Raw genomic sequence first — 14,542 nt, forward strand, 5'->3', positions numbered from 1 at the left:
GCAACAGAAGAAGAGAGCACCAAATTGGCGATCAGTCTGTTTGACATGTTGAAAATTGGCATTGGCCCTTCCAGTTCGCACACTGTAGGGCCAATGCTGGCCGCGTACCGCTTCGCGACCGGCCTCAAGGCGGCGGAACTGTTGTCGCAGGTGGCGCGTGTCGAGGTCCAACTGTTTGGCTCGTTGGGAGCGACGGGAAAGGGACATGGCACCGGCCCCGCCGTCATACTGGGGCTGGAAGGTCACAAACCCGAGCGCATCGACCCGGCCATAGTCGCGCCTCGCAGGAAAGAAATCCTCGACACACAACGGCTGGCCTTGCTGGGCGAACATGAAGTGCCTTTCCACGAGAGGCAGGACCTGATCTACCACAAGCGAAAAAGCCTGCCTTACCACCCCAATGGTATGAGCTTCACCGTCTTTGACGAAAACGGCCATGTGATAAGGGAACAAACCTACTATTCCGTTGGCGGCGGCTTTGTGGTCAATGAAGACGCCGCCGGCGCGGACCGCATCGTCGAGGACTCTACGTCGCTGCCCTATAAATTCAAAACCGCAGCCGATCTGCTTCGACTGTGCCGTGAACACGGCATGTCCATCGCTGAGATTATGTTCGCCAACGAACAGGTATGGCGCCCTCAGGAGGAAATTCGAAAAGGCATTCTGGACATCTGGCAGGTTATGCGGGAATGCGTGCAGAACGGAATTCGCAACGAAGGTATTCTGCCTGGAGGCCTGAAAGTCAGGCGCCGCGCTGCGGCTCTGTACCAGTCGCTCAAAGCACACGATCGACAGGACCTGATCTCCCCCTCGTTGAGCGCGTTGGACTGGGTGAACCTTTATGCTCTGGCGGTCAACGAAGAAAATGCCGCAGGCGGCCGGATGGTGACCGCACCGACCAATGGCGCGGCCGGCATTATTCCCGCGGTACTGCACTACTATGTCGAATTCTGCCCCGGCGCTGACGACGATGGTGTCATCCGTTTTCTGCTGACGGCGGCGGCCATCGGAATCCTGTTCAAGGAAAATGCATCCATTTCCGGCGCCGAAGTCGGCTGCCAGGGCGAAGTCGGTTCCGCCTGCGCCATGGCGGCGGCTGGATTGACTGCCGCCACCGGTGGCACACCCGAGCAAATCGAGAATGCCGCCGAGATCGGCATGGAACATCACCTGGGTTTGACCTGCGACCCCATCGGTGGCCTGGTCCAGGTTCCGTGCATCGAACGCAACGCCATCGCCGCCGTCAAGGCCATCAACGCTGCGATCATGGCGTCGCGAGGCAACGGCGAGCATTTCGTTTCACTCGACAAAGTCATACGCACCATGCGCCAAACCGGCGCGGACATGCTGGACAAGTACAAAGAAACTTCGCGCGGCGGCCTGGCGGTCAATATCATTGAGTGCTGATTCCAATGGCACTAAGTTAAGCAATAACCGTGATGCGAAGCCCCGCCAGCCCCTTAACTTAGTGCCATTCAGTGCTGATTTCCCCCTTTGTCGCAAATCATCCCCCCAATGTCGCGACCGAGCACATGGGCCCAGGGTGCTCCCCCTACCATCGGTTTCAATCCCCAAGTTAATGGGGCGCGAACCCCGCAGCTCGAGTCATAACGACACCCTTTGCTTGCGGTCGAGCTTATCGAACACCGAAGCCAGTCAGCCTGGATACAAAACCGGTTGCCACTTCAGAGGATTTAACGATGCAGAAATATTCCGGGTTCGGTCTGCTGAAACACGCGTTGACCTACCACGAAAACTGGCAGCGGGTCTGGCGCAGTCCCAAGCCGAAAAAGAAGTACGACGTGATCATCATCGGCGGCGGCGGTCACGGCCTGGCCACGGCTTACTACCTGGCCAAAGAGCACGGGATTACCAATGTGGCGGTGATCGAGAAAGGATATCTGGGCGGTGGCAACACGGCGCGCAACACTACAATCGTGCGCTCCAACTACCTCTGGGATGAGGCCGCGCTGCTGTATGAGCATGCCATGAAACTCTGGGAAGGCTTGTCCCAGGAATTGAACTACAACCTGATGTTCTCCCAACGCGGGGTGCTCAACCTGGGGCACACCCTGCAGGACATGCGTGACATCCACCGGCGCGTCAACGCCAATCGCTTGAATGGCATCGACAGCTTCGCGCTGGACACCCAGGGCGTGCAGGAGCTGGTGCCTATCATGGACTGCTCGGCCAACCGCCGCTACCCGGTGCTCGGTGCTTCCTGGCAACCGCGTGCCGGGGTGGCGCGGCACGACGCCGTGGCCTGGGGTTTCGCCCGGGCGGCGGACGCGATGGGTGTGGACCTGATCCAGCAATGTGAGGTGATCGACGTTCTCGCCGAAGACGGCGCGGCCCGGGGCGTGGAAACCCGTCAGCACGGGGTCATCCTCGGTGATCGCATTGGCTGTGTGGTTGCCGGCAATTCCGGGGTGCTGGCGAAGATGGCCGGTTTCGAGCTGCCTGTCGAATCCCATCCGCTGCAGGCCCTGGTGTCCGAACCAATCCGTCCGATCCTGGACACCGTGGTCATGTCCAACCACGTGCACGGATACATCTCCCAGTCGGACAAAGGCGACCTGGTGATCGGCGCCGGTATCGATGGCTACAACGGCTACGGCCAGCGCGGCTCCTACCCCACCATCGAGCATACGTTGCAGGCAATCGTCGAGTTATTCCCCATGTTCAGCCGGGTGCGCATGAACCGCCAGTGGGGCGGCATCGTCGACACCTGTCCAGACGCCTGCCCGATCATATCGGAAACACCCGTGGAGAATCTCTTTTTCAATTGCGGCTGGGGCACGGGCGGATTCAAGGCGACACCCGGTTCCGGCCATGTGTTCGCGGCAACACTCGCGCGAGGAGAAGCTCACGAGTTGGCCAAACCGTTTTCCATGTACCGTTTTTATGACGGTTCCCTGGTCGATGAACACGGCGCTGCCGGCGTGGCGCACTGAGCTGGGAGATCACTGATGTTTTATATCCACTGCCCCTATTGTTGCGAGTACCGCGAGGAAGAAGAGTTTCATGCCAAAGGCCAGGCTCACATCGCCCGCCCGGCGGACCCGGACCAATGCAGCGACGAGGAGTGGGGCACCTACCTCTATTTCCGCAAGAACCCGCGCGGATTGCATCATGAGATCTGGGTGCACGCGATTGGCTGCCGAAAGTTTTTCAACGTCACCCGTGATACGCAAACCTATGAAATCAAGGAAACCTACAAAATGGGCGAGCAACCCAAGGTGACTTCCGTATCCGATACCCTTGAAACAGAGGAGGCGGCGCAATGACCCAAATCAACCGCCTCAGTTCCGGTGGTCGCATCGACCGCGAAACACCGATCCGATTTGTCTTCAACGGCCGACACTACGGCGGTTACCGGGGCGACACCCTGGCTTCGGCGCTGCTGGCCAACGGTGTGAAAGTGGTCGGCCGAAGCTTCAAGTACGGCCGCCCGCGCGGCATTGTCGCCGCTGGTGCCGAGGAGCCCAACGCCATCTTTCAGCTCGGTGCCGAAGAGTCCACCCAGGTGCCGAACGTGCGCGCCACCCAGCAGGAAATCTTCGAGGGCCTGGTCAGCCGGCCGACCAGCGGCTGGCCCGGCCTGGGGTTCGATCTGATGGGGGCGGCAGGCAAGCTCTTCGGCCGGATGTTGCCGCCGGGCTTTTACTACAAGACCTTCATGTTCCCGCAGTCCTTCTGGGAGGTCTACGAAAAATACATTCGCAAGGCAGCCGGATTGGGGCGGTCACCACGTGTGCCGGATGCGGACATCTACGATCACCTGAATCAGCATACCGACGTGCTGGTTGTGGGCGCCGGCCCGGCCGGCCTGTCTGCCGCCCTGGCGGCCGCCCGCACCGGGGCCCGGGTGATACTGGCCGATGAACAGGCCGAACCCGGCGGCTCCCTGCTGTACAGCCGCGATCTCATCGACGGGGAGGCGCCCGACCGCTGGCTGCACAACACACTGACGGAACTGGCCGGATACGAGCATGTACAGGTGCTGACACGCGCCACGGTAAACGGTTATCACGACCACAATTTCCTGACCATCCACGAGCGCCGCAGCGACCACCTGAGCGACCGCGCCCCCGAAGGCCAGGCTCGCCAGCGCATGCACCGGGTGCGCGCCCACTGGGTGGTGCTGGCCACCGGGGCCCACGAGCGCCCCTTGGTATTTGGCCACAACGACCTGCCCGGCTGCATGCTGGCCTCCGCGGTCTCGACCTACATCCGCCAGTACGGCGTGGTGCCCGGCCGGCGTCTGGTGCTGATGACCACCAACGACTACGGCTATCGCACCGCTTTCGACTGGCAGGACAGCGGCCACGAGGTCGTCGCAGTTGTGGATACCCGCCAGAACCCGGAGGGCCCCTACCAGGAGGAGGCCCGGGCTCGCGGCCTGACGCTGATGCGCGGCTGCGCCGTGATCGAGGCCAAAGGCGGCCAACAGGTGACCGGCGCGGTGATTGCACCCATTGATGCCGACGGTGGGCGGGTGACCGGTGCGACCCGGGTGTTGGCCTGCGACACCCTGGCCAGCTCCGGTGGTTGGAGCCCGGCGGTGCATCTTTCCTGCCATACCGGCAGCCGGCCTGTCTGGCGCGACGACATCATCGGTTTTGTGCCGGGGGAGACGGTGCAGCGCCAACTGGTTGCCGGCGCCGTGGACGGCACCTACAGCCTGGCCGGCTGCCTGCGAGAAGGCCTGCGAGCCGGTGTGGAAGCGGCCGTCAAGGCGGGTTACCCGAGCGTTCCCACCGCGGCGCCGAAGGTCAACGAATTGACCGAAGGCGAGGCCATGGCGTTGTTCTGCGTGCCGCACCTGAAGCGCACCAGCCGGGCCCCCAAGCAGTTCGTCGACTTCCAGACCGACGTCACCGCCGCCGCCATCGAACTGGCCACCCGCGAGGGCTTCGAATCCATCGAGCACGTCAAGCGCTACACCGCCATGGGCTTCGGCACCGACCAGGGCAAGCTGGGCAACATCAACGGCATGGCCATCGCCGCCAGGTCGATGAACAAGACGATTCCCGAGACCGGCACCACGGTGTTCCGGCCCAATTACACCCCGGTCACCTTCGGCGCCATAGCCGGGCGGCACTGCGACGAGCTGTTCGATCCGAAGCGCTACACCGCCATGCACCCCTGGCATGTGGAACACGGCGCGAAGTTCGAGGACGTCGGCCAGTGGAAACGTCCCTGGTACTACCCCAAGCCGGGCGAAACCATGCAGCAGGCATTGGATCGGGAGTGCCGGGCCACGCGCGAGAGTATCGGCATTCTCGATGCCTCCACCCTGGGCAAGATCGACATCCAGGGCAAGGACGCGCGGGAGTTCCTCGGCCGTGTCTACACCAACGCCTGGGCCAAGCTTGCGGTCGGCAAGTGCCGCTACGGCCTGATGTGCGGCGAGGACGGCATGGTGTTCGACGACGGTGTGACCTCCTGCCTGGGCGAGCAGCACTTTCTGATGACCACCACCAGCGGCGGCGCCGCTCGTGTATTGGAATGGCTGGAGTTTTACCACCAGACCGAGTGGCCCGAACTCGAGGTCTACTTCAATACGGTCACTGACCACTGGGCCACCATGAGCATCGCCGGTCCCAACAGCCGCAAACTGCTGGCGGAACTGTGCGACGACATCGACCTGGACCGCGATGCCTTCCGCTTTATGGACTGGCGCCAGGGCACCGTGGCCGGGGTGCCGGCACGGGTATTCCGCATCTCCTTCACCGGCGAGCTGTCCTTTGAGATCAACGTCCAGGCCAATTACGGGTTGTACGTCTGGGAAAAACTGTTCGAGCACGGCGCCAAATACAATCTGACGCCCTACGGCACTGAGACCATGCACATCCTGCGTGCCGAAAAGGGTTTCATCATTGCCGGCCAGGACACCGATGGTGCCGTCCACCCCTACGACCTGGGCATGAGCTGGGCGGTGAAGGAGGACAAACCCTTCAGCTTCATCGGTAAGCGCGGCATGAAGCGAGCCGATTGTGTGCGCGAGGACCGCAAGCAACTGGTCGGCCTGAAGACCAGGAATCCGAAAGTGGTTCTACCCGAAGGCGCCCAGGCAGTGAACGACCCCAACCAACCGAAACCAATGACCATGCTCGGTCACGTCACCTCCAGCTACTACAGCGCCAATCTGGGCCGCAGCATCGCCATGGGCCTGATCCGTGACGGCTTCAACCGCATGGGCGATACCGTTTATTACCCGCAGACAGACGGCAGCGTGATCGAAGCCGAAATCTGCAGCCCGATCTTCCTGGACCCGAAAGGAGAGCGTCAAAATGTCTGATGTGATTGATATCGATGCCATTGGTGAGGGACAGGTGGCGGTCATGGATCAACTACCGAGCGGAGAGATACCCGCGGAAAGCCCCTTGCATCACCTCGACAGCACTGTACCCACCTTCACATCGAAGCCGGCCGGCGTGCGCTTGTGGGAGGAAGCCCTGAAAGGACACCTGGTGCTGCGGGGCAATGCCGAAGACCCGACCTTCCAACGCGGCGTCGAGGCCGCCCTCGGAATGGCCCTGCCCGAGCGTTTGCGCAGCGTGCAGCAGGGCCCGCTGTCGCTGCGCTGGATTGCCCCGGACGAATGGCTATTGGTCTGCCCCGGCGACCAGGCAGCGGCGCTGGAGATTCGGCTGCGGCGCCACCTGAGCGGGCATTTCGCCGTCGTCAATGTCAGCGGCGGCCAGACGCTGATCCACCTGGCAGGGCCTGACGCCGCCATGGTGCTGAAAAAAAGCTGCCCCTACGACCTGCACGAGCACAATTTTCCCATAGGCAAGGTGGTTACCACCGTCCTGGCCAAGACTCAGGCGACCTTGTGCAAAATTGCCGCCGACCAGTGGGAGCTGGTGGTGCGACGCAGTTTTGCCGACTACGCGTGGCGCTGGCTGGTCGATGCCTCGGCCGAATACGGGCTGATTGGCGACACACCGGCCACAGCCGCACAGCGACGAGCCTCGACCGGCCGCCATCCAGTGTCTTCCGAAACCTGAGGGTTGAGCGCCATGGTTAATCACGAGCCACTCTGGATCCTCACGGCGCAATGCCCGAGCACTCTGGGCACAGTGGATGTGGTCACACGCAGCCTGGCGGAGACGGAAAATTACATCGTATCGATGAACTCCTTCGATGACCGGGCCACTGAAAGTTTCAGTATTCGTGTTGAGTTTCGACCGCTGTCCGGTACTGCGTCGCTACAGCGTTTTCGGGAAATATTTGCCGAACGGGCGGCGGGTTTCCGGATGAGATGGCAATTGAGCGACCCCGACCACAGGACCAAGGTCGCCATTCTGGTCTCGAAATACGACCACTGCCTGAACGACCTGTTATATCGCTATCGCACCGGCGAACTCGCCATCGAAATTCCTCTCATCATTTCCAACCACCCTGACCTGCAGCCCCTCGCCGACTGGCATGGCATTCCCTATTTTCACCTGCCGATATCTCCCGAGACCAAGTCAGAACAAGAAGCGGAATTGTGGCGATTGATTACCCTCCACCAATGCGAGCTGGTGGTGCTGGCACGATACATGCAGGTTTTGTCGCCCGAACTGTCGAGGAAACTCGACGGCAAGGCGATCAACATCCACCACTCATTGCTGCCCGGCTTCAAAGGCGCCAAACCCTATCACCAGGCCTGGGCCAAGGGGGTAAAACTGGTGGGCGCGACCGCCCACTATGTGAACGATGACCTGGATGAAGGGCCGATTATCACCCAGGCGGTGCAGGCAGTGGACCACAGCCACTACCCGGAAGATCTGGTTGCACGTGGTCAGGATATTGAAAGTCAGACACTGGCCAAAGCGGTGCGTTATCACATTGAAAAACGCGTTTTTCTGCACGGAAACCGGACTGTTGTGTTTGCGGACTAACTCATAGGCAACCGCTGTTTCAGAAAACAGGAGGGGAGTCATGGTACACTTTAACTAAATCGGGCTAGAACGAGGGGTAAAACAACCGAATAGTCCAGTCATATAAAAAATAAAGAGGGGAGTATAGTCATGTTTAAACAAACTACATTAGCGAGTGCCATAGTCGCGGCCATCGCCTCGAGTTCCGCGCATGCGGCCACTATTGAGGAGGTGACGGTCACCGCGACCAAGCGGGCCGAGAGCACCCAGGATATTCCCGTCGCCGTGTCGGCAATGGGTGAGGAAAAGCTCGAGCAGATGGGAGTATCGAACTTCCAGGATTATATGGTGCAAATGCCGGGCATTACCGCCGGTGGCAGCGGCCCCGGGCAGAACACCATTTATATCCGCGGTGTCGCCTCCACGACACCCAACCTGACCACCGCGGGTGTGGCGGGTCTGGCCCCCAACGTGGCGCTCTACCTCGACGAGCAGCCGCTGTCGCAGCCGGGACGCAACCTGGATGTCTACGCCGCCGATTTGAATCGGGTGGAAGTACTGGCCGGCCCCCAGGGCACCCTGTTCGGGGCGAGTTCCCAGGCCGGCACCGTGCGCCTGATCACCAACAAGCCGGACCCGACCGACGCGGGCGGCAATATCAAAGTCGGCACCTCCTTCACATCCGGCGGCGAGCCGAGCCAGAACCTCGAAGCGGTGGCGAACCTGCCGCTGACCAATACCCTGACCTTGCGCGGTGTGGTCTATGTGGACCACCAGGGCGGCTACATCGACAATGTGGCGGGGACGCGCTCGGCAGCCGAATCTGCGCGCTTCCGGCCCGAGGGCACCCTGCGCGACAACGGCGTGGCGGTCAGCGCCCAACGGCGGGGCATCCAGCACGATGCGGATCTCAGCGATGTGACCTTTCTGGAAGCGGACAATGCGGACCTGGTCCAGAAAGACTTCAATGACACCACCTATACCGGCGGCCGATTGAGCGGGCTCTGGGATATCAACGAGGATTGGAGCCTGCTGGTAGGCTACGCGCAGCAGACCATCGATTCGGACGGTGTCTTCTTCGTCGACCCGGATCTGGACGACATGGAAATCCAGCGTTTCTCGGAGGATTCCCTGGAAGATTCCTACCAGAACGTCAACTGGACCCTGGAGGGCAGACTGGCGGAGCTGGAGATGGTGTACACCGGAGCCTTTACCAAACGGGACTCCGATCAACTGGTGGATTATTCCGATTACCTGTTCGTGGGTCAGTACCTGCCCTATTACATCTGCGACGGGTCGGTAAGTTACGGGGGGGATGCGCCCAGCGGCACCTGCCAGGCTCCCAACCTGTATGTCAACTCCACCAGCGAAGCTGAAGTGGGCACGCATGAGCTGCGCTTTTCCACTCCGGATGACAAGCGCATACATGCCACCTTCGGCGCCTTCTATAGCGATATGGAGTTGCGCGAGCGCAACGATTTCACTTATCCGGGATCGACACAGGTCGCCGGCTGGGCGGAGGGTCAAACCGGCTTTGGGCCCAACAAATCCTTTACCACGGGCTACACCTCAGATGCGGGGCCCTATCCCGAAGGCGTGATTTTCCGCAACGATGTCAAACGCACCGACCAGCAAATGGGCGCGTTCGGGGAAGTCACTTTCGAGCTGAGTGATGCGTTTTCAGCCATTGTCGGCGCGCGTTACTACGACATCGAGGTGGATTTCGAAGGCAGCGCCAACTCGTCCTTCTGTAATCTCGGCGGCGAGACGGTCGACGACGACGCCAACGCCTTTGGCACCGATATCAGTGATATTTACAACGGTGACGGTGAATACACCTTCCGTGGCGCCTGTGACACTGATCGGCATATCACATATACGCGGGATATGTCGCTGGAGGAGATCATGGCGACGGATCCGGAACTCTCCGCGGAGCAGGCTAACCAGATCTTCAACGCAACCCGGGCGCCGGATGTGGCCGCCACCGACGGAACCATCTTCAAGTTCACACTACAGTGGATGCCAACGGACGACCACCTGCTTTACGCCACCGCCTCGGAGGGCTTCCGGCCGGGGCTGTTGAACCGGCCCGGCGGGGCGTCCGCCGGGGATTACACGGTGCCCTTCGCGTTGGATACGGACGACACCACCAACTACGAGCTGGGCTGGAAGACCGATTTACTGGATGGCCAGCTGCGTTTCAACGGCAGCCTGTTTTTCGTGGAGATCGAAAAGCTTCAAACCACGATTTTCGACCCCAGCATTACCAACCTCTTCTTCTCGGACAACGCGGCCAACGCGGAAGTCAAGGGCGTTGAGGGGGACTTCACCTGGGCACCGGATATGGTATCCGGACTTCTGGTCAGCGGTTCCTTCTCGGTTCTGGACACAGAGATCACTGAGGTGCTCACCCCGACCGACGACGTACAGGTCGGCGATGAGCTGGCCTTCGCACCCAAATTCCAGGCCAATCTGCAGGCGCGGTACGAGTGGGAGGGTTTTTCGGGGTCGACCTACCACGTAATGCCCCACGTCACCTATTCAGACTCCTCCTACACGGATATCATCAGCATCAACAGGATGGAGCTGGACAGTTGGGCCATGCTGGGACTGACCGCGGGTATTACCACTGACAAGTGGTCCGCGGAATTCTTTGGCAAAAACCTGACGGACGAACGGGCTGAATTGAGCGGGAACTTCGTGTTCGATCGCAGTCGCGTTTCGGTGTCGCGGCCGAGAACTTTCGGTATCCGGGGCTCCTACCACTTCTAACCTGACCACAAGCCGCAAGCCGGGGTGCCCGACTAGGGGCGCCCGGCCTAGCGGCGCCCGGCCTAGGGGCGCCCCTGCCGGGCGCCAAGCGGCACCGGGAGCAGGTCTACAAGAGGGACGATCAGAATGCCGGGCACGGCATAGAGAGGTGAGCTGTGCAAAGTGAGCAACCTGAATCGGTGTTATCGTCGATTCAGCAAAAGATCCAGGCCGGCCAGTTTGACTCGGCCCTGGCCGATCTCAGCCAACACCTGGCACAGAATCCCGACGAAACCGAGGCGCTCTACATGAGCGCCGTTTGTCATCGCTATCAGGGTAGTTTTGAAGCGGCATTGGCATGCCTGGCGCGCGTCAAGGCCCTGGCACCCGACCACGGCCGGGCTCACCAGGAGGAAGGGCACCTGTATCGCCGCATGGGCGCGCTGGACGAGGCGCTCGCGGCCTACGGCAGGGCCTGCCAGATCAACCCGGTTCTGGAGGCCAGTTGGCGTGCGCAGTGGGAAATTCTGCATCAGCAGGGCAGAGAAGCGGAGGCTATCCCGATCCGGGCACAGCTGGAGCGGCTGCGGAAACTGCCCAAGGTACTGGTGGCCGTAACCGACCTGATTGCCCAGGGCAAGCTGCAAAAGGCCGAGAAACTTTGCCGGCAGTTCCTGGAGAAAGTGCCCCACCACATCGAGGCAATGCGATTGCTGGCGGATATTGGTCTGCGCCTTGGCGTTCTGGAAGATGCCGAGTTCCTGCTGGAAAGCGCCGTCCAATTCAGTCCGGACAATGTGCAAGTCCGAATGGACTACATCCAGGCCTTGCGAAAACGGCAGAAATTCCAGAAGGCCTTGAATGAAGCCAAACGCCTCCTGGATCAAGCGCCCGACAACGTACAGTTCAAGTCGCTGTTTGCCATCGAATCCCTGCAGGTGGGGGACTATGCGGCTGCCTTGCGTGTATTTGACCAGATCCTGGATCGGGTACCCGGCGATGCCAACACGCTAACCTCCAAAGGGCATGCCTTGAAAACCTGCGGGCGCTTTGACGAAGCGGTGGGCTGTTACAAGGCCGCACTGGCGAGCCGCCCCCATCATGGTGAAGCGTATTTTTCCCTCGCCAATCTCAAGGTCTACACCTTTTCCGATAGGGAAGTCGACCAGATGCTCCAGCTGGAGCAAACAGCCAACCTGACGCACATGCAACGGGTGTATCTGTGTTTTGCGCTGGGCAAGGCTTACGAGGACAGAGAGGAATATGAGCTGGCATTCGAGTACTACTCCCGGGGCAATCAGCTGAAGAAGGCCCAGAGCCGCTACCGTGCCGAACAGCTGACCGAGGATATGCAAGCCCAGCACCGGGTCTGCACACGGGCGTTGTTCGAAAGCCGGGCTTCGACTGGTCACCCCGCGCCGGACCCGATCTTCATTGTGGGCCTGCCCCGCGCCGGCTCCACATTGCTGGAGCAGATCCTGTCGTCCCACTCCCAGGTGGATGGCACCCTGGAGCTGCCCAACATCCTGTCGCTGTCCCAGCGGCTTCGCAGGTTGTCGCGAGAGGGACAGGAAGCGGGTTATCCCGAGATTTTGCAACACCTGTCCGACGCGGAGCTGGCGCAGCTCGGTGAGGAATACCTTCGCGATACCCGTATACACCGCCAGGGCGCTCCGTTTTTCATCGACAAGATGCCAAATAATTTCCGGCATATCGGCCTGATCAAACTGATCCTGCCCAATGCCAAGATCATCGATGCCCGCCGCCATCCCATGGCCTGCTGTTTCAGTGGCTACAAACAACTGTTCGCCGAAGGGCAGGAGTTCAGTTACGACCTCCGGGATCTGGGTCAGTATTACCGGGACTATGTCGAGCTTATGGATCACTGGGATGCGGTATTGCCCGGTTTTGTTTTGCGGGTGCAGCACGAAGACGTGGTGGCCGACCTGGAAACCCAGGTGCGGCGAATGCTCGAATTCTGCCAGCTGCCGTTCGAACAGGCCTGCCTGGAGTTTCACAAGACCGAGCGCAACGTGCGCACGCCCAGCTCCGAGCAGGTTCGCCAGCCCATCTACCGCAGCGCTGTCGAACAGTGGCGGCACTTCGAACCCTGGCTCTCTCCGCTGAAAGAAACATTGAGCGCATCGGTATTGGCACGCTGCGACCACTAGGCTTCAATGGCTTCCCGCAGGGGCCTGCCTTCGGGCCCCTTAAAATACCCCTCCCTCCCCTGATCGAAATACCACGCTCTCAATCATCTGGTGTCCGGCGCTCTCCTGGCGGACAGCGGACACATAAAGCGGACACCCACGCTTCCTCCCACCTCCCGATAGAACTCTAAAACTCCTTTATCTTCAAGCAGTTACAGATAAATTTAAAACTGGCACAGCCCTTGCTCTGGAGCCGGCAGGGACGGCGAACAACCCTTCGCCACTGCATCCAGATTCGGACCCCGGCGCGTCACACCCCAGCGGGCGCGCCGAGGCGATAACAAGCAACGAGTAACGGAAAGCCACAATGATCAGAGACACCTCCGGGCAGGACATACGAATAGATGCCGCTCCCCCCTGGAAAAACCCAAAACTGCTGAAATCCTCTGCCGCCGGGCTACTGGCAATCGTCTTTCTCACCTGGGGGATCAAATCCTGGTGGGCCACCGGTTCCGTTGACGGCACCCTGTCGCTGTCGCGGGTCAATATCGCCCAGGTGGAGCGCGGCGACCTGGTGCGCGACCTGATAGTCCAGGGCAAAGTGGTGGCCGCCAACAGCCCCACCCTGTTCAGCCCCGCCCAGGGCATTGTCAAGTTCGCGGTCAAGGCCGGCGATACCGTCGAGCGCGGACAGCTGCTGGCGGAAATGGACAGCCCCGAGCTTTCCAACCAGCTGGCCCAGGAAAAAGCCCTGCTCAACAAGCTCTCGGTGGAACTGCAGCGGCAGAAAATCCAGGCCAAGCGCCAGCAGTTGGAAAATCGCCAGAAAGCCGACCTGGCCAAAGTCGACCTCACCGCCGCCCGGCGCGAACTCAAGCGCGCAGAAGTTTCCATTGAAAAACAGATTATCTCCCAGCTCGATTTCGAAAAGGCCAGCGACGACCTAGCCCGCGCCGAACTGGAATACCGGCAGGCCGAACAGAATGCCGAACTGGAAAAAGAAGCGCTGACCTTCGAAACCCAGACCCTGGAACTGCAGGTTTCCCAGCAGACCCTGCAGGTGGAGGAACTCCAGCGGCGGGTGGGCAAATTGGAAATACTCTCGCCGGTGGATGGCACTATCGGAAGCCTGGCGGTGGCCCAGCGCAGCGCCGTAGCCGCCAACATTCCTTTGATCACCGTGGTGGACCTCACCAGCTTCGAACTGGAAGCCGCCGTGCCGGAAAACTATGCCGACGATCTCGGTCTGGCCATGGCGGTGGAAATCAACCTGGGCGGCAAGAAACTCCCGGGTGAAATCACCGCAATCTCCCCGGAGGTCATCAACGGACAGGTGGAAACGCGGGTGCGCTTCGCCGAAGGCCAGCCGCAAAACCTGCGCCAGAACCTGCGCCTGACCGCCCGCATCCTGCTGGAAAACCGCGAAGACGTCATGCTGGTGAAGCGCGGCGCCTTCCTGGACCAGAGCGGCGGCCGCTACGCCTTCCGCCTGAATGGCGAGGAGCAGGCGGAGCGGGTGCCCATCCAGATCGGCGCCCTGGGCCTGAACCAGGTGGAAATCGTCTCCGGCCTCAAAGAAGGCGACCAAATCATAATCTCCGCCGCCGACCGACTGGAAAACGCACAACTGATCGCACTCAAGCAGTAACCCGGGACTCGGGTGATCGTGTCATGTAGACATCATGGATTGACCTGCCCAGCCTCGACATCGTGGGTTATGTTTGGAGGCTGGAAAGAACCCTAAACACAGAGCCACATCGAGGGGGC

The 14,542-nt window shown here is 60.7% G+C and carries 9 protein-coding genes; all 9 read left to right on the top strand.

Features of this window, described 5'->3' with window-relative positions:
* Positions 1 to 24 precede the first annotated feature (24 nt).
* The 9 genes from FHS09_RS13900 (at position 25) to FHS09_RS13940 (ending at position 14,423) form a co-directional block, all read left to right on the top strand.
* Positions 25 to 1,407, top strand: coding sequence for an L-serine ammonia-lyase (locus FHS09_RS13900; protein WP_183460898.1), 1,383 nt, complete (start codon positions 25 to 27; stop codon positions 1,405 to 1,407).
* A 293-nt stretch (positions 1,408 to 1,700) separates the two neighbouring features.
* Positions 1,701 to 2,954 (top strand): sarcosine oxidase subunit beta family protein, encoded by a 1,254-nt coding sequence (locus tag FHS09_RS13905; RefSeq protein WP_183460900.1) that lies wholly within the window; start codon positions 1,701 to 1,703, stop codon positions 2,952 to 2,954.
* Between the two features lie 15 nt (positions 2,955 to 2,969).
* Positions 2,970 to 3,287, top strand: coding sequence for a sarcosine oxidase subunit delta (locus FHS09_RS13910; RefSeq protein ID WP_183460902.1), 318 nt, complete (start codon positions 2,970 to 2,972; stop codon positions 3,285 to 3,287).
* Entirely contained in the window at positions 3,284 to 6,304 is a 3,021-nt protein-coding gene (locus FHS09_RS13915; protein ID WP_183460904.1) for a sarcosine oxidase subunit alpha, read from the top strand. The genes FHS09_RS13910 and FHS09_RS13915 overlap by 4 nt, the downstream gene beginning before the upstream one ends.
* Positions 6,297 to 7,016: a sarcosine oxidase subunit gamma gene (locus FHS09_RS13920; protein ID WP_183460906.1), complete on the top strand. Its 720-nt coding sequence runs from the start codon at positions 6,297 to 6,299 to the stop codon at positions 7,014 to 7,016. Before FHS09_RS13915 ends, FHS09_RS13920 begins: the two co-directional genes overlap by 8 nt.
* Positions 7,017 to 7,028: 12 nt before the next feature.
* Positions 7,029 to 7,895, top strand: coding sequence for a formyltetrahydrofolate deformylase (gene purU, locus FHS09_RS13925; protein ID WP_183460908.1), 867 nt, complete (start codon positions 7,029 to 7,031; stop codon positions 7,893 to 7,895).
* 129 nt (positions 7,896 to 8,024) lie between these two features.
* Complete coding sequence (locus FHS09_RS13930; protein ID WP_183460910.1) at positions 8,025 to 10,646, top strand: TonB-dependent receptor; 2,622 nt, start codon at positions 8,025 to 8,027, stop codon at positions 10,644 to 10,646.
* A 155-nt stretch (positions 10,647 to 10,801) separates the two neighbouring features.
* Positions 10,802 to 12,796 carry a sulfotransferase gene (locus FHS09_RS13935; RefSeq protein ID WP_183460912.1) on the top strand — a complete coding sequence of 665 codons (1,995 nt, stop codon included), beginning with the start codon at positions 10,802 to 10,804 and terminating at the stop codon, positions 12,794 to 12,796.
* A gap of 346 nt (positions 12,797 to 13,142) precedes the next feature.
* The gene (locus FHS09_RS13940) at positions 13,143 to 14,423 is read left to right on the top strand and encodes an efflux RND transporter periplasmic adaptor subunit (RefSeq protein ID WP_183460914.1); all 1,281 of its coding nucleotides are present in this window, start codon (positions 13,143 to 13,145) and stop codon (positions 14,421 to 14,423) included.
* The last annotated feature ends 119 nt before the right edge of the window (positions 14,424 to 14,542 follow it).

The sequence above is a fragment of the Microbulbifer rhizosphaerae genome, from assembly GCF_014191725.1.
In the GTDB taxonomy this organism is placed as follows: Bacteria; Pseudomonadota; Gammaproteobacteria; order Pseudomonadales; family Cellvibrionaceae; genus Microbulbifer; species Microbulbifer rhizosphaerae.